Here is a 13,635-nt window from a genome sequence, read left to right on the forward strand (position 1 = left end):
CGCCCAAGGCTGCTGGCACCCCTACGGGTGCCCGTTGGGGGGTCGACCAGGGCTGCACCCGGAGGTGCCGACGTCGACCGGCCGGCAGGATTCGGAGCATGGACATCGCTCTGGTCGGCTGGTTGGCGTTGACCGGTGGCTGGCTCGCCGCCGCTGTGATCGCCGAATCGCTGCCGTCGGCGGGCAGCCCGGCCGCGCTGCGGCGCCGGGTCGGCTGGCTGACCGCGTTCGTGCTGGCCGGCCTGGGCGGGATCGCCGGGTTGATCGGTGGCGGGGCGGCCAGCGCACAGGTGTTGCTGGTCGCCGTGCCGGCGGTGGCGGTCGCGGTGGTGACCCTGCCGCGCCTGCGGCGGCTGTACGGCGGATCGGCGGCGTTCGTCACCGCACCCGCCGCGCCGAGTCCGCCAGGGCTGCTGGCCCGCGCGGCGCACCCGTTGGTGGCGTTGCCGGTGCAGGTGACGGCGGTGGCGCTGGTGCCGGTGGCGGCGCGGTACTTCGGTGGCGTGCCGGGAGTGGGGATGGTCGCCGACGGGCTCGGGGTGGTGGCCGACGGGCTGGTGCTGACCGTGGCGGTGATCCTGCTGGTCGCGGTCGGGGTGCGGCATGCGCTGCGGCACAGCGCGCTCGCTGAGCACGCGTTGGTCGGCCGGCTACCCAGGGGCTGAGCTGGGCTGGCCCAGCGGCCACGCCGGGGGACGGTCGAGGCTGGGCACGGTTGAGCCCCGGGACGCACCCGGGGCTCAGCCGTTGGTCAGCCGTTGGTCAGTCCAGGTCGAATTCGCCGTCCCGGGCACCGCCGAGGAAGGCGTCCCACTCGTCGGAGGTGAAGATCAGGACCGGCCCGGTCGGGTTCTTCGAGTCGCGAACCGCGATGGCCTGGTCGACGAACGCGATCTCCACGCAGTTGTCGCAGTTCGGCCCGCTGCGCGAGCTCTTTCGCCAGGCCGCACGGGTCAGGTCTACCCGAAGCCCCTTGACCTCGATGTCCACAATGGCTCCTTCGCGCGTTTAGCGATCATCGCGACGGACTCCTCGGGAGTGAGCGCCGCCGCGCGTATGTGATCGAAAATAAATATGTATTTGCGTAGTTCTTCGGTCTTCTCCAGGAAGAGCCCACCGGTGGCGTTCTCCGCGTAGACCACGTCCGCGTCGCTGGGCTCCGGAAAGTCGAGGATGGTGAACGTCCCGTCCATCCCCGCGTGTGCCCCCACCTCGAACGGAAGGACCTGCAGGGTCACGTTCGGCAGATCCGCCGCCTCGACGAGGCGGTGCAGTTGGGCGCGCATCACCGCGTCGCCGCCGACCGGCCGACTCAACACAGCCTCATCGAGCACCGCCCATACATCGATCTGATCTTCCTGAGTCAGTAACGACTGACGCTTCAGTCGGACATGGACGCGGTGGGCAACTTCTTCGTCGGTGATGTCGGGCCGGGCCGAGCGGATCATCGCCTGGGCGTAGTCGGCGGTCTGCAGCAGACCGGGAACCACCTGCTGCTCGTACGCCCGGACCGACCGAGCCGCCGCCTCGAAGCCGACATACGCGCCGGTGAGCACCGTGGAGTACGGATGCCACCAGCCCTTCTGCCGAGCCTCCCGGGCAATCTGCACCAGCTCCTCGGCCTCGACACCGGTCACGCCGTAGATCTCCAGCATGTCGCGGACGTCCCGCGGAGTCGCGGTGGTGTGTCCCGTCTCGATCCGGGAGACCTTGGAGGCGGAGCACTCCAGTCGTTCGGCCACCGCATCGATCGTGACTTTCGCGCCTTCCCGCCGCCGGCGCAGTTCGGCGCCGAGACGGCGGCGACGGACGGTTGGGCTTCGACGCTCGGTCACCGGTCACCTCCGGTCAGGGGTGTAGGGGCAGTCGGCCGGACCCCGCGCACGCGGTTGAGGGGCGACGGGGTTACGTCGCGAGCGGTCGTGCGTGGACGGGGAGGAAGGCCGACGCGGAAAGAAAGCCTGTTCAGTCTGCCGCCCGTACATGTAGGACTTCAAGCAGCAATCGACCGAGTGATTTTCGCATTACGCCAAAACCACTTTGCAACTTGCATCGAGGGCGACGGTGGTGCACTCTTTGCGTAGGCCTCAGGTCACTCAGCGTTCATCCAAGATCGTATCCGCCGCGGTTGCGCCGTACCGCGACGGTGCCTGCTGCCCGGACACCGGCAACGCCGTGCCCGTCTGACCACCGGCAACCGGTGGAACATCCGACAGTGCCCGGTGCGGATCCGCATGCCTGGCAGCAATCGGACAACGGCAGCTCGGAACAGGAGTAGCGGTGCTACTACCCCGCTCAGGAGACGTCCTCCACGTGACCCGTGCGGCAAGCGTGCAGTTCCTCGAGCCGCTCCTCTTCCGGGTGATCCGGGTCCACGACTGGCCGACCTACCATGGTTGGGTCTGGCTGGACGGCTACGAACTCAACGCCAGCGGCGATGCCGTCGACCGACGCTCCATTTTCGTCCAGATCGACGGCCTACGCCAGCTCCGGGTGGTGGCCGACCGGCCGGGTCGGGCAGCCGCCCGGCGGCCGGCTTCCACGGTGATGTCGGCGCGGGCCAGCTGACCGCTCACCTGGGTCCGGTCCGCGCCGTCCGGCACGTCGGCCCGCGCCGCTCACCGCGACTCAGTCCTCGTCTCCGTCGCCCGGCTCCCCGGTCGGCTCGGCCGCCCCGGTCGGGTCAGCCGGACCCGTCGGCTCGGTGTTGGTCGCGGCGATCACCAACAGGATCTCGGTGCCGGGCGGCACCTCCGTCCCGGCCGGCGGATCGGTCTCGAGCACCGTGCCGGCCGGCTGGTCCGAGCCGCGCTGTTCCAGCCGGTAGACCAGGTCGCGCTCGTCGAGCTCGGCACGGGCGTCCGCCAGCGACAGCCCGGTCAGCGTCGGTACGACCACCAGCGGCGCCTCACTGGTCTGCTCCTCGGTCGGCTCCGGCTGCTCCTCGGTCGGCTCGGGCTGCTCCGTCTCCGGCTGCGAGGTCGGCACCGTCGCGGTCGGCGCCGCCGTCGGCGTCGGCCCGCCCGGATCCGTGGAGTCGTCCAGCGTGCTGGCCCACCAGATCACCAGGCCGACCAACGCGACCAGCAGCAGCACCAGAACACCGATCAGGATCGGCAGCCACCACGGCCGGCCGCCGCCTTCCGTACCGCCGCCCGGTCCCGGCCAGTCGCCGGTGCCGCCGCCGCCCGCCGCCGGGCGCACCGGGACCCCGGCCCGGCCGGACCACGCCGGCTCCCGGGCACCACCGGCGGCGGAATCCGCCGGAAGGTCGGGTGCGGTCGAGCCGGGGTGCCCGCCCTGGTCGGCGACCGTCGCGCCCGGGTCGCCGCCCGGTGTGCCGGGCCGACCGGGCGGCTGGTCGGACTGACCGGTCGACTCGCCGGCCTGGTCAGCTGGCCCACCGGCCCTGGTCGCCCAGGGGTCGACCGGCCGGGGCAGTTGGCTGGTGTAGTCCCCGGCGTCACGCCCTGCCGAGCCGTCCTCCGCAGGATCCCTCGGTCTGTCGGCCATGACTCGTCCTCTCAGTACCACCGGTACGTACCACCGGGCGTGACTTTCGGTAGGGCTCAAGATATCGACCCGGCCGCCGGACAGCGCGCCCCACGCCCACGAGTCGCCGGAGTTCGCCACTACCGCTACAGTGCCCGGCATGGCCGTACGAGGCTGGGGAAGATCGGTCGCGACGGCGACCGGCATCGCTGCGGGCGCAGGTGCCGCGCAGCTCGGTCTGGGCTACGGCCTCGGCATAGTCGCCTGGTTACCGTCAGTCGACGGCGAAGGAGAGGCGTCCTGGGTCGCCAGCCTCGCCTGGGCGACGTGGATCACGGCGACCTCGGTGGTGATCGGTGCCGTCGTCGCGGACCGGCTCGCGCCGTCACGTCCCAACTCGGAACTGTCGGCCGGCACCGATCCGGATCGAACGCCGGACAGCCTGCTGACCGCGAGCCTGTGGCGACTAGCCCTCGCCGCGGCGGCCGCGATCGGCGGGATGCTCACGGTCGCCCTGATCGCCGTACCCGCGCGCAGCGCGACGCGGGCTGACACCTTCTCCCCACAGACCATCGCCGCCGGGTACGCGATGGTGGGCGCGGTCGTCGGACTGCTGATGGCGATCTGGGCGGTCGCTTCCCGGGCGGCGGCGACGAACGCCATCGCCACCGTCGGGTGGCTCTGGCTGCTGGCGGTGGTCGCCGTGATCGACTCGGTGATCTCCGGCACCGGGCTGACCAGCGCCCAACTCGGCGTCTGGCAGATCACCGCAGACAGCGAACAGTACTGGTTCCGTAACATCTACCTGCCCGGGGCGGCGCTGTCGCTGGGTTCGGCGTTCATCATCGGCGCGGTCTCCGCCTGGCCGGCCGCCCGCGACGCTCGTCGCCGGGTGGGTGCCGCGATCTCCGGCGGCGTCGGCCCGGTGCTGATCGCCGCCGCGTACTTCCTGGCCGCCCCCCGGCTGGTGGGGCCGCGGGCGGAGCAACTCTCGGCGCATCTGCTCGCCCCGTACGCGGTGATCGCCGGCCTGGCCGGGTCGGTGCTGGTCACCGCGATCGCGCAGCGGCTGGAGATGTCCCGCCGGCAGCCCGCCACCGCCACCGCCGCCACCACCGACCACGACAGTGCTTCGGCCACCGATGCCCCGGCTACCGGCGGGTCCGCCGACGGCCGGGACGATGTCTCCGGCTCCGCTGAAGGCCGCGACGCGCCGGTGCCGGAGCAGCCGACCAGTGGCCAGGTGGCCGACGCGCCGGCCCGGGGCACGGCTTCGGTCACCGGCGGGGGCCGGCCGGCGCCGACCACCCCCGACGGCAGCTGAACAGCGCGAATCAGTCGACCGGCCAGGTGTGCACCGGTTCGTTGCTGCGTTGCAGTTCGGCGTAGCGCTGCAGCATCTGGTGCAGCGCGTCGGGTCGGGCCAGGCCCTGCTCCCGCTCGGCCCGCCAGACCGACTCGGTCTGCCAGACCGCGCCGTTGCGCCTCAACCGACAGCGTTGTTCGATGATGCCGAGCAGCCGGTCGCGATGCTGTGGCGAGACCCCGAACCGGTCCAGACCGGCGTACGCCTTGGGGAGCAGGACGTCCAACACCAGATCGGTGACCGGGATCTCGCCGAGCTGCGGCCAGTGCATATGTGCGGCGATCCCGCGCCGCGCCGCCTGGTGGAAGTTCTCCTCGGCCGCGCCGAAGCTCAGCTGGCTCCACACCGGGCGGTCCGCCTCGGCGAGCTCCCTGGCCAGGCCGAAGTAGAAGGCGGCGTTGGCGAGCATGTCGACGACGGTCGGCCCGGCGGGCAGCACCCGGTTCTCCACCCGCAGGTGCGGTCGACCGTGCATGATGTCGTACACCGGCCGGTTCCACCGGTAGACGGTGCCGTTGTGCAGCCGTAGCTCGCTGAGCTCGGGAACGCCGCCGGCCTGCAGCACCTCGACCGGATCCTCGTCGGCGCAGATCGGCAGCAACGGCGGGAAGTACCGGACATTCTCCTCGAAAAGGTCGAAGATCGAGGTGATCCACCGTTCACCGAACCACACCCGGGGCCGTACGCCCTGCGCCTTCAGCTCGTCCGGCCGGGTGTCGGTGGCCTGCTCGAACAGCACGATGCGGGTCTCCGCCCAGAGCTGTTTGCTGTAGAAGTACGGCGCGTTGGCACCGAGCGCCACCTGGACCGCCGCGATGGCCTGGGACGCGTTCCAATAGTTGGCGAAGTTGTCCGGGGAGACCTGCAGGTGGAACTGCACACTGGTGCAGCCGGCCTCCGGGGCGATCGAGTCGGTGTACGCCTGCAGCCGCTCCACGCCCCGGATGTCCAGCCGGATGTCCTCCCCGCGGGCGGCGACGATCTGCTCGTTGAGCACCCGGTAGCGCCCGTTGGTGGAGATGTTGTTCAGCACCAGGTGCTGTGGGGTGAGGGTGGGCAGGATGCCGATCAGGATGATGGCCGCCTCGGCCTTCGCCGCCCGGTCACCGGCGCGGGCGAGGCTGGCCTGCAGGTCGGCTTCGTAGTCGGCGAAGCCGTCGGCCTCGATCAGCCGCGGGCGCGCGTTGAGTTCGAGGTTGAACTGCCCCAGCTCGGTCTGGAAGGTGGGGTCCGCGAGGTTGGCCAGGATCTCCGCGTTGCGCATCGCCGGCTCCGCGTACGGGTCCACCAGGTTCAGCTCGATCTCCAGCCCGGTCGTCGGCCGGTCGGCGTCGAACTTGAAGTCGTCGAGCATCAGCGCGAAGACGTCGAGGCAGCGGCGAACTTTTTGCCGGTAACGTACGCGATCCTCCCGACTGAACGACGCGCGTGAACCGACATCCCTGCCCATAATGCCCTCCCCGGCGCGCCCCGAACGACCGCCGCCACGCTCGCTGGCCGAGCGGCGCGGCAGAACCGTTCCGACTGTGTGGTGATGCAACCCTGCTCGACCGCGGCTGTCGCCGGCTCCCCCAGCCGGGACAGGCGTTGATCGCCCCAAAGTGAGCGGACCGAAGCGCTCGGTTTCACCTTTTCACATCCGACGGGCGTCTTCTACTGGGGTTACTACAGACAGCGGCACCCCGGTCACCGAAGAGGTGACCGGGGTGCCGCTGTGTCGCGCCGGGTACGGGCGCCGTGGTTCACCCCTGACGGATGGCTTCGCCCTCGATCTCGATCTTGATCTTCTTGCCGACCAGCACGCCGCCGGTCTCCAGGGCGACGTTCCAGGTCAGGCCGAACTCCTCACGGTCGATCTCGGTGCTGGCGGTGAAACCGAAGATGTCCTGGCCGAACGGGCTGCGGCCGGCGCCCTCGAACTCGACGGCGAGCTCCACCGGCCGGGTCACGTCCTTGACCGTCAGGTCACCGGCGAGCACGAACTCGTTGCCGCTGTGCGAGACGATCCCGGTGCTGCGGAACTCGATGGTGGTGAACTTCTCGACGTCGAGGAAGTCGCCGCCGCGCAGGTGGGCGTCCCGGTCGGCCTGCCCGGTGTTGATGCTGGCCGCCTGCAGCACCGCGGTGACCGACGACTGCAGCGGGTCCTCGGCGACGGTGATGGTGGCGGTGGCGTCGGTGAACTCACCGCGGACCTTGCTGACCATCATGTGGCGGGCGACGAACCCGACCCGCCGGTGGGCCTGGTCGAGCTCGTAGGTGCCGGCGGTGGGGATGGTGATGCCGTTCCACTCGCGGGTGGTCTGGTCGGTGCTCATGGCTGCTGCCTCTCGCGGACATCCGGTTGAAGGGGGAACATGTGCGACAGCAACAATAGACTAGGCAATATTCCTCATGTCAAGTACTGCTACGATGACCTGGTGACCGAGAACCTCGCCGACGATCCCCGGATCACCGCGATCGGCCTCCTCTTCGAAGTCCACACCGGGCTCGCGGCCCGCTTCGCGGCGCAGTTCGAGGAGCACGGCCTGTCGACGGTCGAGTTCGAGGTGCTGATGCGGCTGCGCCGTTCCGCAGGTCACCAACTGCGGATGACCGACCTAGCCGCTCAGGCTGCGCTGTCCACCAGTGGCGCGACCCGGGTGGTCGACCGGATGGTGCGCGACGGGCTGGTCTGCCGGCGCGCCTGCCCATCCGACCGGCGCAGCTCGTACGCGGTGCTCACCCGGGCCGGTCAGCAACGCCTCGACGACACTCTCCCCGGTCACCTACAGCTGATCGACAAGTGGTTCACCGGTCAGTTCGCGCCTGCGGAGTTGACGACGCTGCTCGACACCCTCCGACGCCTTCGTGACGCGGTGCATCCGCAGGCAACCGCCGGCAGTGACGAAGCGACCGCGCCGGTGAGTTGACCGACGCCGGCACCGGCAGAAGGACCGGCAGAAAGCACCCTCGATCAACGACATAAGGCCCTGAAAGCCGCAAACAGCTCGGATGGGCCGGATAGCGTACTGGCGACCGGGAACGTAACGGGGGGTGCGGCGCGAAGGCCAGGACAGTGGTCCAGGCCGGGGGGCGATTCCGCGCCAACCCGGGGGGCGTGTCGACGTCCGGCGGGTGGCCAGTGATGGCCCCGCCGGACGTCCGCGTCTTGACCTGATTCAGCCCTGACCCACCGCGTCCCGTTCCCGGGGAAGCAGCGTGATCCCGGCACTGTGGCAGGCCGCCGCCAACCGGTCCCGGGCCGCAGCCCGCGACACCGCCGTCTCGGCGTGCACCACCAGCCCCACCATCGCCTCCAACGCGTCCCGCGGCTCCGGGCCGTTGCCCAGCGAACGGGCCGCCACGGCGTACCACTCCATCGCCAGCTCCCGTTCCCCGCGCCGCGCCGCGAGGGTCGCCTCGATCAACGCGCACCGGGGATCGTCGTCCGGCCCGGCGTGGTCGGCATGGTGGACCGGCCGGTCCACCATCTCCACCGGCATCACCTGACCACGGAGCTCGGTCAGGGCGTCGGCCGCTTCCGCGAGGCGGCCGTCCTGGGCCAGCGCCAGCCCGACGATGCCCAACACCTGCCGCCGATGACTCGGATCACCGACGGCGGTCAACGCCGCCAACACCCGGCGTCCCAGGTCGGCTGCCCGCGCGTACCGGCCCTCCAACCTGGCCACCTCGGCCAGGTTGGCCCGGGCCAGCAGCCGCAACCGGTCCTCGCCGGACCTGGCCGCGAGCCGGTCGACCGCCGCCAGCCGGCGTCGGGCGGCCCGGAGGTCACCCGACCGGATCTCGTGCCGGGCCAACGCGTGCTGGGCGAGCGTCATCTCCCGGATCCGGCCGATCCGGCCGGCCAGGGCGAGCACCGCCTCGGAGTGCGCCCGCGCCTCGTCGAACCGACCGGCGGCCAGGCAGGCGGCGCTGAGCACGGTACGCGCGGCCAGCTCACCCGACGTCTCCCCGAGCTCGATGAAGGTGGCCAGCGCCGACCGGACGGCCGGCAGTTCCTGCGGACCGGCGTCGTGCTCCAGCGCGAGCTGGGCCACGCCGATCTGGGCCCAGGCCCGGATCGCCAGGTCCGCGTCGGCCAACTGCGGGTCGTCGAGCAGCCGGCGCAGCCAGCGCCGGCCGGCCACGTCGCGCCCCCGGAACCGCCACCACCGGGGCAGGGCGGCGGCCAGCCGCAGGGCGGTGTGCGGGTCGTCGTTGGCGGAGTGGGCGAGCGCGGCCCACAGGTCACTGGCCACCTCGTCGAGCCGACTGACGACGGTGACCAGCTTCGGCCCGGCCAGGTCGACCGCCGCCCGCTCGGCGAGCCGCGCGAACAGCACGGCGTGCCGCCGCCGGATCGCCGACAGTTCGCCGTGTGCGGCGGCCCGCTCGGTGGCCAGGTCCCGCACCACGTCGATCAGCCGGAACCGGTACGGACCCGCGCCCCGGGCACCGAGCAGCCCCAACGACATGAGCCGGTCGAGGAACGGCACCGGGTCGACCCGACCGTCCTGATCCGACCGGCTCATGTCGGGCTGGCCGATGTCGAGTTGCCCAACATCCGGCTGGACCGGATCCTCGGCGAGCATCCCCTCGGCCAGCTCGACCGACCACCGGTTGCGGAACACCGAGAGCCGACGTACGCCGCGCCGCTCGGCGGGCGTGAGCAGCGCGTAGCTTGCCGCGACCGCGTCGCGCAGGGTCACCGCCACGGCTTCCCTGCTGGGTGGTGGCACGGCCAGGTCGAGCAGCCGGTCGCCGTACCGGTTGAAGATCTCGTTCAGGTCGAGCGCCCGCCCCCGGGCGGCGGCCAGCTCGATGGCCAGCGGCAGCCCGCCGAGCCGCCGGACGAGCCCGACCAGCGCGCCGACCTCGCCGGGGTGCACCGGTTCCCGGCGTACCTGCCGGAGCCGGGCCAGGAAGAGCCGCGCCGCCGGGTAGCCGGCGACCGTGGCCAGGTCGGCCTCGGTGTCGGCCGGCGGCACCTCCAGCGGCGTGACCGGCCAGACCCGTTCACCGGGGAGCCCGACCGGGTGCCGGCCGGTCGCCACCACCTGCAGCGACGGCGCGGTACGGGTCAGCCAGTGCAGCGCGTCGGCCATCGCCACCGGCGCCCGTTCCACCGCGTCGACCAGCAGCAGTGCCGGGCCGTCGGCGAGCCGGGCCGCCAGATCGTTGACCCGCCCGACGCCGAAGACGGTGGCGGTGGCGGTCAGTACGTCACTGACGGTGGAGCCTTCGGTGACGACGATGCCACCGGTGCCGCCCGGGTACCGGTCGGTCACCTCGGCGGCGACCGCGAGCGCCAGGCTGGTCTTGCCGACTCCGGCCAGTCCGACCAGGCTGATCAGCCCTGCCCCGGCACCGGGTCCCGCAGTCAGCAGGCCGACGAGGTCGGCCACGTCGCAGTCGCGGCCGATCAGCTCGCCGGGCAGCGGGACGCCCCGGCTACGGCCGGGCCCGACCAACGTCTCGATGTCGCCGGCAGCCTCGCTGGGCGGCCCGGCCGGGAACGCCGTGGTGGCGAGTGCGGGGGTCAGCTGGCGCGGGATCGTCGGACGCGGCTCGGCCGGCCGGCCCCGCGCCGCCGCGTGAAACTCGGCCCGGTCCTCTCCGGTCAGGCCGAGCGCGGCGACGAGCAGATCGACCGTGGTCCGCTGCGGGCGGGCGGTACGGGCCCGTTCCAGGTCCCGGACGGTACGCACGCCGACCCCGGCCACCGCGGCGAGCTCCGCCTGGGTCAGGCCGACGGCCAGCCGTCGGCTGCGGAGTAGTTCGTCGAACCCGACCCTGCTCTGGTCAGGAGCATGATCCGGACTCATGGCAGGAGAGGGTACGCATTGCCGGGTGCCCGGGTCAGCTTTCCGTCAGGCTGACGACCCGAAAGGAACGGATTTCCGACACAACCGGGGAGGTGCGGCGCCGCCCGAGGCACCCTTACAAGATCATCAAGCGTCGGCAAGTCCAAGATCACGAGCGATGATCATTCGCTGGATCTCCGAGGTGCCCTCGCCGATCTCCAGGATCTTCGCGTCGCGCCAGAAACGCGCGACCGGGAACTCGTTCATGAAGCCGTAACCACCGTGGATCTGGGTCGCCTCCCGGGCGTTCTGCACGGCGCACTCGCTGGCGTGCAGCTTCGCCACCGCGGCCTGGCGTTTGAACTGGTCCCCGGCGAGCATCCGGGCGGCCGCGTCGTAGTAGGCCAGCCGAGCGGTGTGCGCCCGTACCTCCATGTCCGCGATCTTGAATTGGATCGCCTGATACCCGCCGATGAGCTGGCCGAATGCGCGGCGCTGACCCGCGTACCGGACGGACTCGTCGACACACCCCTGCGCGAGGCCGACCGCGAGGGCGGCGATCGCGATCCGCCCCTCGTCGAGGATCCGGAGGAATTGCGCGAACCCCCGACCCCGCTCACCCAGCAGATTATCGGCCGGAACCCGACAATCGTCGAACGTCAACTCGTGGGTGTCCGAGGCGCACCAGCCGACCTTCGAGTAGCCGGGCGCGACGGTGAACCCCGGCGTCCCGGCCGGCACGATGATGGTGGACAGTTCCTTCGAACCGTCCGGTCTGGTCCCGGTCACCGCGGTGACCGTGACCAGCGAGGTGATGTCGGTACCCGAGTTGGTGATGAACGCCTTCGAACCGTTGATCACCCAGTGGTCGCCGTCGAGCACCGCCCGGGTGGCGGTCCCCCCTGCGTCGGACCCGAACCCCGGCTCGGTCAACCCGAATCCGGCCAACGCCTCCCCGCTGATCAACTGCGGCAGCCACCGCTCGCGCTGCTCGGGGGTGCCGAACCGGTAGATCGGCATCGCGCCGAGCGAGACCGCCGCCTCCAGGGTGATCGCCACACTGGAATCGACCCGGGCCAGCTCCTCCAGCACCAGACAGAGCGCGAAGTAGTCGCCGCCCATCCCGCCGTACTCCTCCGGGAACGGCAACCCGAACAGCCCCATCTTGCCCATCTGGCGGACGATGTCGTACGGGAAGGCGTGCCGCCGGTAGTAGTCACCGATCACCGGCGCGATCGCCTCGCGGGCGAACTCGCGGACACTCTCCCGCAGCGCCTCCTGCTCGTCGGTCAGCCTGAAGTCCATGCTCAGATCCTTTCTGGAGGACTCGCAGCCCGATCGGCTGCCACTACACCGGCCGCCGCACCTGCGGTGCCGCTAGACCGGGGTGACGCCGTGCCGGCGGTGGGAGAACTGCCGGTCCCGGCCGGCGGCCGCCGCGTACCGCCGGACCAGTTCGGCGCGCAACTGTTCGGGTCGGACGATGTCGTCGACGACGAGTTCGCTGGCGAGCCGGGTGAGATCGATGTCGCGCTCGTACTCGGCGCGGCGGGCGGCGACGAAGCCGGCCCGCTCGTCGGGGTCGTCGATCGCCGCGATCTTGTTGGCGTAGACCGCGTTGACCGCGGCCTCCGCACCCATCACCGCGATCTTCGCGGTGGGCAGGGCCAGCGTGGCGTCCGGCTCGAATCCAGGGCCGGCCATCGCGTACAGCCCGGCGCCGTACGCCTTGCGGACCACGACGCAGATCTTGGGTACGGTGGCCTCGGAGATCGCGCTGATCATCTTCGCGCCGTGCCGGATGATGCCCTGTTTCTCCACGGCGCTGCCGACCATGAAGCCGGGCACGTCGGCCAGGAACAGCAGCGGTACGTTGAACGCGTCGCAGAGCTGCACGAACCGGGTCGCCTTGTCGGCGGAGTCGACGAAGAGCACCCCGCCCTTGAACATCGAGTTGTTGGCGACCACGCCGACCACCTGGCCGGCCAGCCGGCCAAAGCCGACGGTCAGCTCCCGGGCCCACAGCGCCTGGATCTCCAGGAAGCTGCCCTCGTCGAGCAGTCCCTTGGCGAACCGTCGCATGTCGAACGCCTGCCGTTCGCTCGCCGGCACCAGGGCGGCCAGGTCGACCCCGGCCGGCGGCTCGACCGCCGCCGTCGCCGGTGGCGGCTGCCGCCAGTTGGCCGGCAGGTAGGACAGGTAGCGGCGGACCACGTCGAGCGCGTCGTCCTCGGTCTTGCACAGGAAGTGCCCGACGCCGGACTCGGCGCAGTGCACCCGGGCGCCGCCCATCGCCTCCAGCGTGGTCTTCTCGCCGGTGACCATCTCGACCATCCGGTCCGAGCCGAGGTACATGCTGGCGTTGCCCTCGACCATCGCCACCACGTCGCAGAACGCCGGAATGTAGGCACCGCCGGCGGCCGACGGCCCGAACAGGGCGCAGACCTGCGGGATCGCCCCGGAGGCCCGCACCTGGTTCCAGAAAATCTTGCCGGCACCGCGCCGGCCGGGGAACAGGTCGACCTGGTCGGTGATCCGGGCCCCGGCGGAGTCGACCAGGTAGACCATTGGCAGGCCGGCGTCGTACGCCCGCTCGATGATCCGGATGATCTTCTCGACGGTACGGGCGCCCCACGAGCCGGCCTTGACCGTGGAGTCGTTGGCCATCAGGCAGACCTGGCGGCCGTCGATGGTGGCGGTGCCGGTGACCACGCCGTCGGCGGGCAGCCCGTCGGCGAGGGCGTTGGCGTACCGGCCGTCCTCCACGAACGAGCCCGCGTCGACCAACCGGTCGACCCGTTCCCGGGCGAACAGTTTGCCCCGGGCGGCGTTGGCCGCGTGGTACTTCTCCGCACCGCCGGCCCGGATCCGCTTGTCGAGCCGATCCAGCGCCTCACCGTCCAGTGTCACGCCGCCCCCTCGCCGCAGCCCGTACTAAACGATCGTTAGGCTACCGTACGGCGGTCGCCCTCGCGACCCCCCGCCGGCGGG

The 13,635-nt window shown here is 71.3% G+C and carries 12 protein-coding genes; 4 read left to right on the forward strand and 8 right to left on the reverse strand.

Features of this window, described 5'->3' with window-relative positions:
• The first annotated feature begins 98 nt into the window (after positions 1 to 98).
• On the forward strand, positions 99 to 665 hold the full coding sequence (locus O7629_RS27125; RefSeq protein WP_278172764.1) for a hypothetical protein: 567 nt from the start codon (positions 99 to 101) through the stop codon (positions 663 to 665).
• Positions 666 to 762: 97 nt separating this feature from the next.
• Here the strand turns inward: O7629_RS27125 and O7629_RS27130 are convergent, their stop codons facing one another.
• Both O7629_RS27130 and O7629_RS27135 read right to left on the reverse strand, forming a co-directional pair.
• On the reverse strand, positions 763 to 990 hold the full coding sequence (locus O7629_RS27130; protein WP_123606573.1) for a DUF397 domain-containing protein: 228 nt from the start codon (positions 988 to 990) through the stop codon (positions 763 to 765).
• On the reverse strand, positions 960 to 1,835 hold the full coding sequence (locus O7629_RS27135; RefSeq protein WP_278172765.1) for a helix-turn-helix transcriptional regulator: 876 nt from the start codon (positions 1,833 to 1,835) through the stop codon (positions 960 to 962). Before O7629_RS27135 ends, O7629_RS27130 begins: the two co-directional genes overlap by 31 nt.
• Before the next feature lie 445 nt (positions 1,836 to 2,280).
• Between O7629_RS27135 and O7629_RS27140 the strand changes: the two genes are divergently transcribed.
• Entirely contained in the window at positions 2,281 to 2,568 is a 288-nt protein-coding gene (locus O7629_RS27140) for a hypothetical protein (protein ID WP_278172766.1), read from the forward strand.
• A 60-nt stretch (positions 2,569 to 2,628) separates the two neighbouring features.
• On the opposite strand, the gene O7629_RS27145 is transcribed toward O7629_RS27140, so the two are convergent.
• Positions 2,629 to 3,513 carry a PASTA domain-containing protein gene (locus O7629_RS27145; protein ID WP_278172767.1) on the reverse strand — a complete coding sequence of 295 codons (885 nt, stop codon included), beginning with the start codon at positions 3,511 to 3,513 and terminating at the stop codon, positions 2,629 to 2,631.
• Positions 3,514 to 3,652: 139 nt separating this feature from the next.
• Here O7629_RS27145 and O7629_RS27150 point away from each other — a divergent pair, with 139 nt between their 5' ends.
• A complete protein-coding gene (locus tag O7629_RS27150; protein ID WP_278172768.1) occupies positions 3,653 to 4,816 on the forward strand; it encodes a hypothetical protein in 1,164 nt (387 codons plus the stop codon).
• Between the two features lie 10 nt (positions 4,817 to 4,826).
• Here O7629_RS27150 and O7629_RS27155 read toward each other — a convergent pair whose 3' ends face one another.
• Together O7629_RS27155 and O7629_RS27160 are read right to left on the reverse strand one after the other, a co-directional pair.
• Entirely contained in the window at positions 4,827 to 6,308 is a 1,482-nt protein-coding gene (locus tag O7629_RS27155) for a glutamate--cysteine ligase (RefSeq protein ID WP_278172769.1), read from the reverse strand.
• 292 nt (positions 6,309 to 6,600) lie between these two features.
• The gene (locus O7629_RS27160; protein ID WP_278172770.1) at positions 6,601 to 7,176 is read right to left on the reverse strand and encodes a YceI family protein; all 576 of its coding nucleotides are present in this window, start codon (positions 7,174 to 7,176) and stop codon (positions 6,601 to 6,603) included.
• A 102-nt stretch (positions 7,177 to 7,278) separates the two neighbouring features.
• On the opposite strand from O7629_RS27160, the gene O7629_RS27165 reads away from it, so the two are divergent.
• Positions 7,279 to 7,770 carry a MarR family transcriptional regulator gene (locus tag O7629_RS27165; RefSeq protein ID WP_278172771.1) on the forward strand — a complete coding sequence of 164 codons (492 nt, stop codon included), beginning with the start codon at positions 7,279 to 7,281 and terminating at the stop codon, positions 7,768 to 7,770.
• Between the two features lie 249 nt (positions 7,771 to 8,019).
• Here O7629_RS27165 and O7629_RS27170 read toward each other — a convergent pair whose 3' ends face one another.
• The 3 genes from O7629_RS27170 to O7629_RS27180 all read right to left on the reverse strand — a co-directional run bounded on the left by O7629_RS27170 (position 8,020) and on the right by O7629_RS27180 (position 13,554).
• Positions 8,020 to 10,665 (reverse strand): helix-turn-helix domain-containing protein, encoded by a 2,646-nt coding sequence (locus tag O7629_RS27170; protein WP_278172772.1) that lies wholly within the window; start codon positions 10,663 to 10,665, stop codon positions 8,020 to 8,022.
• A gap of 126 nt (positions 10,666 to 10,791) precedes the next feature.
• A complete protein-coding gene (locus tag O7629_RS27175) occupies positions 10,792 to 11,949 on the reverse strand; it encodes an acyl-CoA dehydrogenase family protein (protein WP_278172773.1) in 1,158 nt (385 codons plus the stop codon).
• 72 nt (positions 11,950 to 12,021) lie between these two features.
• On the reverse strand, positions 12,022 to 13,554 hold the full coding sequence (locus tag O7629_RS27180; protein ID WP_278172774.1) for an acyl-CoA carboxylase subunit beta: 1,533 nt from the start codon (positions 13,552 to 13,554) through the stop codon (positions 12,022 to 12,024).
• Between the last annotated feature and the right edge of the window lie 81 nt (positions 13,555 to 13,635).

The organism is Solwaraspora sp. WMMD792, from assembly GCF_029626105.1.
Lineage (GTDB): Bacteria > Actinomycetota > Actinomycetes > Mycobacteriales > Micromonosporaceae > Micromonospora_E.

Excerpts from the sequence above, each read along its gene's own strand:
- O7629_RS27155 (WP_278172769.1), bottom strand. The coding sequence starts at position 6,308 with ATGGGCAGGGATGTCGGTTCACGCGCGTCGTTCAGTCGGGAGGATCGC.
- O7629_RS27145 (WP_278172767.1), bottom strand. The coding sequence starts at position 3,513 with ATGGCCGACAGACCGAGGGATCCTGCGGAGGACGGCTCGGCAGGGCGT.
- O7629_RS27125 (WP_278172764.1), top strand. The coding sequence starts at position 99 with ATGGACATCGCTCTGGTCGGCTGGTTGGCGTTGACCGGTGGCTGGCTC.
- O7629_RS27175 (WP_278172773.1), bottom strand. The coding sequence starts at position 11,949 with ATGGACTTCAGGCTGACCGACGAGCAGGAGGCGCTGCGGGAGAGTGTC.
- O7629_RS27160 (WP_278172770.1), bottom strand. The coding sequence starts at position 7,176 with ATGAGCACCGACCAGACCACCCGCGAGTGGAACGGCATCACCATCCCC.
- O7629_RS27170 (WP_278172772.1), bottom strand. The coding sequence starts at position 10,665 with ATGAGTCCGGATCATGCTCCTGACCAGAGCAGGGTCGGGTTCGACGAA.
- O7629_RS27150 (WP_278172768.1), top strand. The coding sequence starts at position 3,653 with ATGGCCGTACGAGGCTGGGGAAGATCGGTCGCGACGGCGACCGGCATC.